The 12,528-nt window shown below is 21.4% G+C and carries 14 protein-coding genes and 1 pseudogene; 4 read left to right on the top strand and 11 right to left on the bottom strand.

Annotated elements, in window-relative coordinates; all coding sequences use genetic code 11:
• The 6 genes from dnaC to rpmH form a co-directional block, all read right to left on the bottom strand.
• Positions 1-741 carry a DNA replication protein DnaC gene (gene dnaC / locus ONB71_RS00460; protein ID WP_274360634.1) on the bottom strand — a complete coding sequence of 247 codons (741 nt, stop codon included), beginning with the start codon at positions 739-741 and terminating at the stop codon, positions 1-3.
• Positions 742-804: 63 nt separating this feature from the next.
• Complete coding sequence (mnmE, locus tag ONB71_RS00455; RefSeq protein WP_274360633.1) at positions 805-2,163, bottom strand: tRNA uridine-5-carboxymethylaminomethyl(34) synthesis GTPase MnmE; 1,359 nt, start codon at positions 2,161-2,163, stop codon at positions 805-807.
• A 29-nt stretch (positions 2,164-2,192) separates the two neighbouring features.
• The gene (yidC, locus tag ONB71_RS00450; protein WP_274360632.1) at positions 2,193-3,809 is read right to left on the bottom strand and encodes a membrane protein insertase YidC; all 1,617 of its coding nucleotides are present in this window, start codon (positions 3,807-3,809) and stop codon (positions 2,193-2,195) included.
• Positions 3,810-3,816: 7 nt separating this feature from the next.
• Complete coding sequence (gene yidD / locus ONB71_RS00445; protein WP_274360631.1) at positions 3,817-4,068, bottom strand: membrane protein insertion efficiency factor YidD; 252 nt, start codon at positions 4,066-4,068, stop codon at positions 3,817-3,819.
• Entirely contained in the window at positions 4,052-4,399 is a 348-nt protein-coding gene (gene rnpA, locus ONB71_RS00440; RefSeq protein ID WP_274360630.1) for a ribonuclease P protein component, read from the bottom strand. Before rnpA ends, yidD begins: the two co-directional genes overlap by 17 nt.
• Before the next feature lie 54 nt (positions 4,400-4,453).
• Positions 4,454-4,594 carry a 50S ribosomal protein L34 gene (rpmH, locus tag ONB71_RS00435; protein WP_274360629.1) on the bottom strand — a complete coding sequence of 47 codons (141 nt, stop codon included), beginning with the start codon at positions 4,592-4,594 and terminating at the stop codon, positions 4,454-4,456.
• A 342-nt stretch (positions 4,595-4,936) separates the two neighbouring features.
• Here rpmH and ONB71_RS02435 point away from each other — a divergent pair, with 342 nt between their 5' ends.
• From ONB71_RS02435 to gyrB, 4 genes and pseudogenes are all read left to right on the top strand, one after another.
• Positions 4,937-5,098, top strand: coding sequence for a hypothetical protein (locus ONB71_RS02435; protein WP_416053579.1), 162 nt, complete (start codon positions 4,937-4,939; stop codon positions 5,096-5,098).
• A 20-nt stretch (positions 5,099-5,118) separates the two neighbouring features.
• A pseudogene (gene dnaA / locus ONB71_RS00430) lies at positions 5,119-6,141 on the top strand (chromosomal replication initiator protein DnaA); the annotation flags it as partial.
• Between the two features lie 8 nt (positions 6,142-6,149).
• Positions 6,150-7,262, top strand: coding sequence for a DNA polymerase III subunit beta (dnaN, locus tag ONB71_RS00425; protein ID WP_274360628.1), 1,113 nt, complete (start codon positions 6,150-6,152; stop codon positions 7,260-7,262).
• A 53-nt stretch (positions 7,263-7,315) separates the two neighbouring features.
• Positions 7,316-9,724, top strand: a complete 2,409-nt coding sequence (gene gyrB / locus ONB71_RS00420) for a DNA topoisomerase (ATP-hydrolyzing) subunit B (RefSeq protein WP_274360627.1) — start codon at positions 7,316-7,318, stop codon at positions 9,722-9,724.
• A 35-nt stretch (positions 9,725-9,759) separates the two neighbouring features.
• Here the strand turns inward: gyrB and cysQ are convergent, their stop codons facing one another.
• From cysQ to rlmB, 5 genes are all read right to left on the bottom strand, one after another.
• The gene (gene cysQ, locus ONB71_RS00415) at positions 9,760-10,515 is read right to left on the bottom strand and encodes a 3'(2'),5'-bisphosphate nucleotidase CysQ (RefSeq protein ID WP_274360767.1); all 756 of its coding nucleotides are present in this window, start codon (positions 10,513-10,515) and stop codon (positions 9,760-9,762) included.
• Positions 10,516-10,543: 28 nt separating this feature from the next.
• A complete protein-coding gene (gene rplI, locus ONB71_RS00410) occupies positions 10,544-10,996 on the bottom strand; it encodes a 50S ribosomal protein L9 (protein WP_274360626.1) in 453 nt (150 codons plus the stop codon).
• Between the two features lie 29 nt (positions 10,997-11,025).
• Positions 11,026-11,253: a 30S ribosomal protein S18 gene (rpsR, locus tag ONB71_RS00405; protein ID WP_274360625.1), complete on the bottom strand. Its 228-nt coding sequence runs from the start codon at positions 11,251-11,253 to the stop codon at positions 11,026-11,028.
• Between the two features lie 56 nt (positions 11,254-11,309).
• The gene (gene rpsF / locus ONB71_RS00400; RefSeq protein ID WP_274360624.1) at positions 11,310-11,669 is read right to left on the bottom strand and encodes a 30S ribosomal protein S6; all 360 of its coding nucleotides are present in this window, start codon (positions 11,667-11,669) and stop codon (positions 11,310-11,312) included.
• Between the two features lie 73 nt (positions 11,670-11,742).
• The gene (rlmB, locus tag ONB71_RS00395) at positions 11,743-12,486 is read right to left on the bottom strand and encodes a 23S rRNA (guanosine(2251)-2'-O)-methyltransferase RlmB (RefSeq protein ID WP_274360623.1); all 744 of its coding nucleotides are present in this window, start codon (positions 12,484-12,486) and stop codon (positions 11,743-11,745) included.
• Positions 12,487-12,528 lie beyond the last annotated feature (42 nt).

Raw genomic sequence — 12,528 nt, 5'->3', positions numbered from 1 at the left:
TTAACATTCATTAACATTTACCTTTTTTCTGTAACTACCCCAATTAAAATTTAACCACAATCCTTTACCCAAACACATACGATCAATAACTCTTTTACCTAATAAAGTCCTTAATTTTAAATAATTCAAATTAGATAACATACCAGTAGATTTTTTAGATGAAGAACGTCTATCAACAATTTGATTTATAACAATTTTTTCATATCTAGACTGAATTTGAACACCTATTTCATCAATAATTAATAAATCTACAGTACTAAAATTTCTTAATAAATACTCTTCACTTAAATCACTATAAACTTTAAAAGTAGATTTCATACTTGACATTAAATCGGCTACAGTAACTATTAATACGCTCTTATTTCGTAAAATTAAATAATTACAAATTGCAGCTGCTAAATGATTCTTACCGGTACCGGGATTACCTAAAAAAACAAAACTAGCTACATTATCATCAAATTCTTTAGCATATCTATGTGCTGCATGTAATACTTTTTTATGTCCTTCATGTTCAATTTGATAATTATTAAAAGAACAATTTATATATAATTCACGTATTCCTGATCTGTTAAACATTTTCTGTATTTTAGTTGCTTTATTATCTCTAGTAATAGAAGCAGAATATAAAATACCTTGCTCGTGATGCCATCTTAATAAATCACTACCCGTGATAAATTTAGGTTTAAACCCAGAAGGTAATAAATTTGAAAATTTTTTTAAAAACTTAGAAAAATTTTTCATAAATATCAAAAAACAAAAAAATCCTTTAAATATTACATTAAATTAATAAAATACATAATATACCTATTTACCAATACAAAAATCAGAAAAAATATCATTATATAATTTTTCAGAAGTTAGAATACCATTAATCCCACCCAATATTTGATAAACATTACGTAATTCTTCAGCTAATAATTCTAATGAATAATTATTTAATAAACAATATTTTGCATTATTCAAATATTTAAGAGATTTTTCTAAAATATCCAAATGTCTACGCCTAGCCAAAAAATTACCTTCAATATTTCTAGATGTTTTAACAATATCCTTAATATATTTTTTCAATAAACAAATACCATGACCGGTTAAAGCAGATAAATAAATAATTGGATATGAATTGATACTTTTAATACATGGTGATTTATTTAAAAGATCAATTTTATTATTCACAATAGTTATTGGTATGCTAGAAAATGTTTTATTTTTTATTAATGATAAATAATTAAAAAGTAAAAACTTATTTTTAAATACATCATTATCTATAACAAAAAAAATATGATCCGCTCCTTTTAATTCAATCCAAGCACGATCAACACCTATTTTTTCTATTTTATCATCAGAATCATTTAAACCAGCGGTATCAACAATACATAATGACAAATGATCAATATTAATATATTCACGTAAAACATCCCTAGTAGTTCCAGGAATATCACTAACTATAGAAATATCATTTTCTGATAATAAATTAAACAATGTAGATTTACCTACATTTGGAAATCCAGAAAAAACAAATTTAATTCCCTCACGTAAAATACTACCATCATATGAAGAATGTTTTATATCATTTATTTCATTAATTAAATTATTTATTTCATCTATAAAATTAAAATTAATATAATCATCATGTAAAAAATCAATGTAAGCTTCAATATATACTCTTATATCTTTCAATTTAGACATAACAATATTTATTCTATTAGAAAATAAACCCTTAAAAGAGTTCATTGCTAACCTAGCAACTTTAATAGAATCTGCATTTATTAAATCTGAAATAGCTTCAGCCTGAATTAGATCTATTTTATTATTTAAAAAAGCTCTTTTCAAAAATTCACCTGGCTCTGCCATTCTAACAATAGATAAAGATAATATGTGCTCAATCAATAAATCTATAACAACTAAACTACCATGACACTGCAATTCCAAAATATCTTCTCCAGTTAAAGAATTAGGGGCTAAAAAAAATAATGCTATACCCTGATCAATAATTTTATTTTCAGAATCATAAAAAGGTAAATATTCAGCATAACGTATTTTAGGTATTTTATTTAGTAAATGCAAAGCAATGTCTTTACTACAAGAACCAGAAATACGTAACACCGCTACACCACTTTTACCTGCAGGAGTAACTTGTGCTAAAATAGTATCAGTGAAATTCATGGATAAATAAATATTAAAAGTAATGTTTTCTATAAATCATGTTTTTTAATAGACTTATATATAATATGTTGTTGAAGAATTGTAATCAAATTACTAACAACATAATATAATACCAAACCAGATGGAAACCATAAAAAAAATATTGTAAAAATAAAAGGCATAATATTCATAACCTTTTTTTGAATTGGATCATTAACACTATTAGGTGATATCTTTTGAATCATAAACATAGTAATTCCCATTAAAATAGGTAATATATAACAAGGATCTTGAGATGAAAGATCATGTATCCAAAATATAAAATTTGCGTGTCTTAGTTCAATAGAATTCATTAACATATAATAAAGAGCTAAAAAAATTGGCATTTGAATTATAAGAGGCAAACATCCACCAAATGGATTAACTTTTTCATGTTTATACAATAATATCATTTCTTGAGTGATACGTTTTTTATCATTTTTGAACCTTGATCTTATTTCTTCTATCTTAGGTTGTAGCATTTTCATTTTAACAACAGAAATATATTGCACTTTAGTTAAAGGATACATAATCATTCTTACAAATAATGTAATTATTATAATAGAAACCCCCCAATTACCAAATAGATTATGTATTAACTTCAATAAATTAAATAATGGTTGAGAAATAAACCATAAAAAACCATAATCAACTGTAAAATCTAAATAAGGTGCAACTAAAGATAACTCATTTTGTATTTTAGGCCCAATCCATAAAATTGAATTAAAAATTTTACTTTTACCAGGAGGAATATTAATTACAGGTGATCTATAACCTATAACTACTATTTTTTTATTTAATAAATAAAAATGATCAGTATAAAAAATATTCTTATTATGATTTTGAGGTATCCAAGCTGTAATAAAATATTGTTGAAGCATAGAAATCCATCCACCATAAGTTGATATATTTAAATTATTATTTTTAATAATATCATCAAATTTATATTTAACATATTTATTATTTTCAGTAGAATAAGCGGCACCTCTAAAACTATTGATAGACAATCTACTTTTAGTAAAATTAATGTTTTTTTCTTCCGGAAGATCAAATGATTGTTTTAATTGACCAAACATAGATAAATGTAAAGTGTTATGAGAAACATTACGAATAAAATGTTTAACGTTAACATAATATTTACCTCTTTTAAAAATAAAAACTTTAGTATAAATAACTCCGTCAATATCCGTATATTTAATAGGTACTATTAATTCATCTTTACCAGATAATAATTTATAATTATTTTTATAAAAATTATAATAATGACGAATAAAACCCTTTCTTTTATTAATATTTTCTATCTTTAGAATTCCACTTTGCGCTTGATAAATAAAGTTAGGTAAAATTTCTAAAATTTTATAAGGAGAAAAAGTATTTAATTTATTTGAATAACATAATAATTTAGCTTGTTCTATATCTCCACCATAAGCATTAATCTTAACAGATAAAACATCCGTTTTAACATTTATAATACTATTATAATCTTTATATTTATTATTTATTTCAGAAAAAAAACTTAAATTATCTTCATGTTTTGAAGATTGTAAATGATCATTTATCCACGTCTGCCATAAAAAACATGAAATAAATAAAAAAATAATAAAGATAAATCTAAATTGATTATACATATACAAATCATTTTTTTAATATATTAAAAATATTAAATGACACAGGTAAAAAATCTTTTCCACCAGTATTTAAAGAATGACATCTTAACAATCTTAAAAAAATTAAAATAATTCCTTTAAATAAACCAAAACGAAATAATGCCATTTGTGCATAAATAGAACATGTGGGATAAAATCTACAAGAAGGCAATAAAAAAAAACTAAATACATTTTGATATAATTCTATTAAACAAATAAAAAAATTAATTATTAATAGCATATCTACACCACAAATCATCTAATAATTTAAATATTTCATTATTATTTAAATTACATAAAATCCTTTTAGGAAATATTACAAAATCAATGAATCTTATATTTTTTTTATTCATTCTAAAACTTTCTCTTAATAATCGTTTTATACGATTACGATCACTGGATAACCTAATAACTTTTTTACTTATTATAATACCTAATCTAGGAAAAATTAAATTATTATAAATAAAAAAAACATTAAAAAATAGAGTAATTACCCTATTTTTTTTAAATAAAATGTTTTTAAATTCGAAATTATGCAATAACCTATATTTCTTAGAATAACAGAAATTCATAATAAATAAAATAAAAAATTAAAAAAAATAATACACAAAATAAGATTTTCTTTATTACCGTAAAATAGCCAAACGAATACGACCTTTAAAACGTCTTCTAGCTAAAATATTACGACCATTTTTAGTAGACATTCTAGCACGAAACCCGTGCAAACGACTACGTTTTATTAAAGAAGGTTGAAATGTACGTTTCATAAATTAAAATTTTCTCATAAATTATTCTATTAAATAAAAACGTTAAATCAAACATATAATATTATATTAAATTAACACTTAAAATAAAAAGTTACAAGATTTAATAATCTAACTAAAAAATAAAATATTCAATAATATTTTATATAAAATATTATAAATTAATTAAATTATATATTCTATATATACGAAACACATAATGTGATATTATTTTAATAATATTGAATTTGTAATATTAAATAAATATTCATTTTTATTAATTTCAAAAAGTAAATAATATTAATTATTCTTTAGCGAAAATATTTAATAGTCTTAAAAAATAAACTAATAACAACATAATTTAACATATGGATAAGACTTTTAAAAAAAATATTTAATAAAAGTACTTTAGTATTATATGCTTCAAATAAATTTATTCTGGAATTAATAAACAATAAATATATAAACAATATACATTCTTCACTAAAATATTATTTTAATAACAAAAAAAATAAAATTAAAAATTAAAAAAAAAAATGAATTCAATATATAAATCTAATATTAATAAAAAATATAAATTCAAAAATTTTATAGAAGGTAAATCTAATAAATTTGTCAAAACATTAACATTTCAAATAGCAAACAAATTAGATAAAAAATATAATCCACTTTTTATATATGGATCTACTGGTGTTGGTAAAACACATTTATTAAATGCAATAGGAAATAAAATAATTTCAAAAAATAATAATATAAAAGTTGTATACATAAATTCAGAAAGATTTGTACAATATATGGTTATGGCATTAAAAAATAATAAAATAGAAAATTTTAAAAAATACTATAGATCAGTAAATGTATTATTATTAGATGACATACAATTTTTTGCAAATAAAAAAAGATCACAAGAAGAATTTTTCCACACATTTAATACATTATTAGAAGATAAACAACAAATTATATTAACATCCAATAAACACCCAAAAGCCCTTAAAGGATTAAAAAATAAATTAATATCAAGATTCGAATGTGGATTAACTATGTTCATAAAACCACCAGACTTAAAAACAAGAATAAAAATAATAATTAAAAAAACAAAAGAAAATAATATAATATTATCAAATGAAACAGCGGAATTTATTGCTAAATATATAAAAACAAACGTAAGAGAAATAGAAGGTGCATTAAATAGAATTATAGCTAAATCTAATTTTGAAAAATCAAAAATAACAATTAACTTTGTAAAAAACGTTTTAAAAGATATAATATTTAAAGACAATAAATTAATAACAATAAAAAAAATACAAAAAACAATAGCAAAATATTATAAAATAAAAACAAATGACATGATATCAAAATGTAAAATAAAATCAATAACCATTCCAAGACAAATTGCAATGATTGTAACTAAAAAATTAACAAATTATAGTTTATCTAAAATAGGAAATTCCTTTGGTAAAAGGAACCATACTACTGTATTATATGCATGTAAAAAAATAAAAAAATTATGCAAAGAAAACTATAATCTTGAAGAAGATTTAAAAAAAATAATAAAAAAACTTTCTTACTAAATAATAAAATGAAATTCAACTTAATAAGAGAAGATTTAATAAATATACTAAAACCAATAATAAATCCTTTATCAAACAAACCCAAATTACCTATTTTATCTAATATTGTTCTAAAGATAAATAAAAATGAATTGTTACTATATAGCAGTAATTTAGAAATTGATATATCTGCTAAAATAAAAATAAAAAAACAATATAAATCAATAGTAACAACAGTATCTGGTAATAAACTATTCAAAATTTGTAAAAATCTACCAAAAAAATCAGAAATAAATTTTGATCTAAAAAAAAACAAATTACTTATTTCTTTTAAACAAAGTAAATTTTCCATATCAAATATACCATACAATCAATTTCCTAAAATACAAAACTGGGAAAAAGAAAATACTTTATACATAAAAAAAAATACTCTAAATAATTTAATAAAAAAAACACAATTTTCAATGGCAAAAAAAGATATAAGACATTACTTAAACGGAATTTTATTAAAAATTCAACAAAAAAAAATATCATCAGTTGCAACTGATGGACATAGATTAGCAATATGTAAAAAAAAAGTATTAAATGATATAAAAAAATCAAAATCAATCATAATACCTTCAAAAGGTATAATAGAATTAAAGAAATTAATAAACTATAAAAATAAAGAAGAAAAATTAAAAATAGAACTTAATAATAACAATATTAGAATATATACTAATAATTTTATTTTCACTTCTAGATTAATAAAGAATAATTTTCCTCATTACAAAAATATACTACCAAAATATCCAAACTTAATTATAAAAATAGAAAAAAAAATATTTCAAGAATCATTAAATAGAGTCTCTATATTATCAAATAATAAATTAAAAGGAGTAAAATTAATAATTGAAAAAAAAATACTAACAATAAAAACAAATAATCAATTAAAAGAAGAAGCCGAAGAAAAAATAAAAATAAATAAACAAAATAATAAAATAGAAATATGTTTTAATATAATTTATCTATTAGACATAATCAACATATTAAACTGTAAATTAATAAAAATGTTAATAACAGATAATAAATCAGCTGTACAAATACAAAAAGATAAAAAAAAAACATCATCATTGTATATAATTATGCCAATGAAATTATAGCTTATATATCAAAATAACATTAAAAAAATAAAAACTATATAGGAAGATAAAATATGTCAGAATACTATGACTCTTCAAGTATAAAAATTTTAAAAGGATTAGATGCAGTTAAAAAAAGACCTGGTATGTATATTGGTGATACAGAAGATGGTAGCGGTCTACATCATATGGTATTTGAGGTTATAGACAATGCAGTAGATGAATCACTAGCTGGGTATTGCAATAAAATAAAAGTAATAATATACAAAGATCAATCAATATCCATAAAAGATAATGGTAGAGGAATACCAACAGACATACATCCAGAAGAAATGGTTTCATCAGCTGAAGTTATTATGACAATATTACATGCAGGAGGAAAATTTAACAATGATAATTATAAAATGTCAGGAGGATTACATGGAGTAGGAATATCTGTTGTAAATGCATTGTCTGAAAAATTAAAATTAAAAATTAATAGAAATGGAAAAATATATAAACAAACTTATATACACGGTAAACCAAAAAAATCATTAAAAATAACAGGAAAAACAAAAAAAAACGGCACAAAAATACATTTTTGGCCTAATAAAAATATTTTCAAAAATATAATAAAATTTGCATATAAAATAATATCAAACCGTTTAAGAGAATTGTCCTTTTTAAATACTGGATTAAAAATATACATATATGATAAAAGAAAAGAAAAAAAAAAAAAATACTATAATTACGGAGGTTTAACAGAATTTATAAAATATTTAAATAAAAATAAAACTATAATCAACAATAATATTTTTTATTTTTCCGCAAATAAAAAAAAAATAAATATAGAAGTAGCAATACAGTGGAATAATAATTTCAAAGAAAAAATATATTGTTTTACAAATAATATATCGCAAATAAATGGAGGAACACACCTAGCTGGACTGAAATCAGCAATAACTAGAACAATAAATAACTATATAGAAAAAGAAACAAATTATAACAATAAAAAAAATAAAAAAATAATTACAGGTAACGATACAAGAGAAGGATTAATAGCAATAATATCAATAAAAATGTCAAATCCAAAATTTTCTTCACAAACAAAAGATAAATTAATTTCATCAGAAATAAGAACAATAGTAGAATCTCAAATAAATGAAAATTTTTCAGAATATTTACTAGAAAATCCAAATGATGCAAAAACAATTATAAACAAAATTATAAAAGCAGCAAAAATTCGTGAAGCAGCAAAAAAAACAAGAGAAATTATAAGAAACAAAGTATATTTGGAAATATCTAGATTGCCAGGTAAATTAGCAGATTGTCAAGAAAAAAATCCATCATTATCTGAAATTTATCTAGTAGAAGGTGATTCTGCAGGAGGTTCGGCAAAACAAGGAAGAAACAGAAAAAATCAAGCTATTTTACCATTAAAAGGAAAAATTCTAAATGTAGAAAAAGCACACTTTGACAAAATGTTATCTTCACAAGAAATTTCTACTTTAATAACAGCATTAGGATGTGGAATAGGAAAAGACGAATATAATCCTGATAAATTAAGATACCATCATATAATAATCATGACAGATGCAGATATAGATGGTTCGCATATAAGAACTTTGTTATTAACTTTTTTCTATAGACAAATGCCAGAAATTATAAAAAGAGGGCATATATATATCGCTCAACCACCATTATATAAAATAAAAAAGGGTAAAACAGAAAAATATATCAAAGACAGTGAAACACTGGAAAAATATAAAATCAACAATGCAATAAAAAATACAATAATATATACAAATAAAAAATTAAAAATAACAGGTAAAAAATTAAAAAAATTAATAATAGAATTTTTAAAAATACAAAAAATAATAAAACAAATGAAATATAATTATCCAGAACCATTGCTACAAGAATTAATAAAAAATCCAATATTAGATATTAATAATGAAAAAAAAATAAAAAATATAATTAATCATGCAATAAAAAAAATTAACAAAAAAAATAAACATTTTTATATAAAAAACATAAGTAATAATATAAAATCAAATAAAATCAAATTAAATATTCAAATAAAACATAACGGTATACAGAAAAAATATATTTTTGACAATAATTTTTTTAATAGCAAAAAATATAATAAAATATTATCTTTAGGAAAAAAAATAAATAAATTAGGATTAACAAAAAATAACATAACATTTAAAATTAATAACAAAAAAAAAATTATAACAAATCTAAAAAATGGAATTAAATGGATAATAAAAGAATCAAATAAAGGATTATATATACAAAGATATAAGGGATTAGGTGAAATGAATCCAATTCAATTGTGGGAAACAACAATGGATCCAAAAAATAGAAGAATGTTACGTGTAAATATTAATGATATTAAAGATGCTAACAAATTATTTAATACTCTAATGGGAGATGCAGTATTACCTAGAAGAATTTTTATTGAACAAAACGCACTAAAAGCTAGTAATATAGATATATAAAATAATTAAAATAAACAAAAATAAAACAAATTATCTTAAATATGACATTTTAAGCTAACTAAAAAACCTGGATTAATAAAAGATTTTCTAGGAATATAATTAATTGAATTACCATTCCAATCATACAAATAAGCGCCTGCAGCTAATAAAATAGCATGCCCGGCTGCTATATCCCAAACACTAGTAGCATTAAATCTTGGATAATATTGTGCTAAACCTTCTGCTATTAAACAAAATTTTAAAGAAGAACCTGATAAAATTAAATTATGTTCTCCTAAAATATTTAAATAATCTTTAATTTTACTATCATAATGAGATCTACTAATTACAACAGTGGGTGGGTGCAAATTAAAAATATTAATCCTTTCCTTATGACCATTATAATCTTCTTTCCATGCTTTATTTTCATATGCATAATACATTATATTAATAGCTGGTGCATAAATTACACCCAAAATAGGTAATCCAAATTCATTTATTAATGCAATATTAATTGTAAATTCTCCATTTCGGTTTAAAAATTCTTTTGTACCATCCATAGGATCAATTAACCAATAATTACGCCAATTTTTACGTTCATTCCATGAAAATAAATATTCTTCTGATAAAAAAGGTATATTAGGAGTATATAAACTCAATTCATTAATTATAATATCATTAGATATATAATCAGCAATAGTAATTGGACTACAATCTTGTTTATGCTTAATATATAAAAAAAAATTACCATGATAAACTTCCATAACAGCATCACCGGCAATTTTAACTATGTTACATATTTTATTTAAAATATTCATTAATATATAAAATATAAATAACCTAAGAATCAGATATAACTTTAATTAATAATTGCACTACAATTTCAGCATTTAATTTTATAGAGACATTATGTTCTCCTGACTTACGTATTAAATGATCAAAAATTATCTCATTTCTATATATTTTAACACCCATATTATTAAAATAATTAATTAAATCTGATTTATTAACAGATCCAAATAATTTACCATTCTTAGTAAATCTACGTTTTATTATAATTGGATTTAAAGAAATTATATCTTTAGCACGTTGTTTAGCAAAATCATATTTTTCCTTATATTCCAATTGCATTTGATATTTTATATTTTTATAATGCTTAATGTTAATATCTGTAGCAATAATAGCTTTACCAAATGGAATTAAAAAATTACGAGCATAACCAGATTTAACATGAACAACATTACCTAAAACACCTAAACCTAAAACTTTTTCCAATAAAATTATTTTTATCATAACAATAACCATATTATAAACTTGAAATTTTATTTATGATAATCAGTATAAGGTATTAAAGACAAATAACGAGCAATTTTGATAGCACGTGAAAGTTGTCGTTGATACTTAGAACTAGTTCCTGTAATCCTACTAGGAACTATTTTACCACTTTCAGTAATATATTTTTTTAGCATAGAAATATCTTTATAATCAATTTCCTTTATACCTTGTCTAGTAAAACGACAATATTTACGTTTTCTAAAATAACGAATCATAATATAATTCCTATAAAATGTAAAATTTTACATAATATTAAAAAAAAAAATAAAACTCAAATAGTATTATCAATACTAATATCTACTTTACTTTCATTTATAATTCTCATAATGGGAGAGGGTATTTTATTTATCTTTTTAATTTTAATAATTATATTACGTATAATATTTTCATTAAGACTAAATATTTTCTTTAATTTATTAATACCTATTTCTAATATTTCAATATACATTAAAATATAATGAGATTTATGTAACTTATTTATAGGATATGCTAACTGAAGTCTTCCCCAATCCTCTAAATAATGAAATATACCTCCTAAATTTGCAATACTTTTTTTACAATCATCTATAATCTTAAGTATAAACTCGCTTTGATCAGGATGAATCATAAGTACAATTTCATAATATCTCATTAGCATTCCTATTAATAAATAAAAATTAAACCCATATTTAAAACAATTTTAAAAAAATCCATTTTAACAATTTTTACTTAAATGAACGTTGACGTAAAAATTCATATAAACAAATACCAACTGACACAGAAACATTTAATGAAGAAATATTACCAAACATAGGAATACTGTATAAATTATCACATTGATTACGAATAACAAAACGTATACCTCTATCTTCAGAACCAAAAATTAGTGCTAATGGTTCATTCATATCTGCATTATATATTATATCTGTAGCATCAGAGGTGATACCAAATATCTTAAAACCAAAACTCTTAATACAATTTATAGTTTCAAATAAATTATCAACACGTATAAAAATTATACCTTCTACTCCACCACTGGCTATCCTTTTAGCAACTAAATTTAGTTTAGCACTTCTATGTTTGGGTACTATAACTATATTTACATTTGCAGCATTAGCTGTACGAATACAAGAACCTAAATTACGAACATCAGTTAATCCATCTAAAATTAATAATGAACGAAATTTTCTCTTGCTAAGTAAAAAATATAAATCATTTTCTTCATATTTAATATCATTTTTTATGTAAATTAATATCCCTTGATGTAATAATGAATTATTATTTAACTTTTTACTTATCCAGTTAATATCAACAAATTGTATAGAAATATCAAATTTTCTTATTTCTTTTACCAATTTTTTTAAAGCAAAACTATTACTATTTCTAATAGTAAAAGCTATTTTTATTTTATCCGGATGATGTTTTAGATAATTATTTACAGTATGTATACCATATAAAATTTCACTCATAACTTATTTAATTAAATAAAACTTATAAAAATTAAAAAAACA

The sequence above is a fragment of the Candidatus Purcelliella pentastirinorum genome (genome assembly GCF_028748785.1).
GTDB lineage: Bacteria > Pseudomonadota > Gammaproteobacteria > Enterobacterales > Enterobacteriaceae > Purcelliella > Purcelliella pentastirinorum_A.
The sequence above is the reverse complement of the archived record's forward strand: the minus strand, read 5'-3'. Positions and strand labels throughout refer to the sequence as shown.